The 243-nt window shown below is 54.7% G+C and carries 1 pseudogene; it reads left to right on the top strand.

Features of this window, described 5'->3' with window-relative positions:
* Window positions 1-235, top strand: a pseudogene (locus CWB99_RS24495) (hypothetical protein); the annotation flags it as partial.
* Window positions 236-243 lie beyond the last annotated feature (8 nt).

Here is a 243-nt window from a genome sequence, read left to right as displayed (position 1 = left end):
CGCTCTAAATTACCTTAGCGTTGCTCAAGGCGCGCCACTGCGTCAAGCTGTGGCGCTATTATTTAGTTACTTTGGCGCGCATCCCCGACTTGCACAGATCACCACAGTGGTTATAAAGCGCTGTGAGGTGAAAACTGTAGGGTGGGGTATTGACGCCGATGGCGAATACCTTGGCACCACGCCCGCCGTGATTAGCTGCCAAGCGGACTCACTGCTTTTTGTGGTACCTCGGTAACACGGGGC

Origin of the sequence: Pseudoalteromonas rubra (assembly GCF_005887095.1) — a bacterium.
GTDB lineage: Bacteria > Pseudomonadota > Gammaproteobacteria > Enterobacterales > Alteromonadaceae > Pseudoalteromonas > Pseudoalteromonas rubra_E.
The sequence above is the reverse complement of the archived record's forward strand: the minus strand, read 5'-3'. Positions and strand labels throughout refer to the sequence as shown.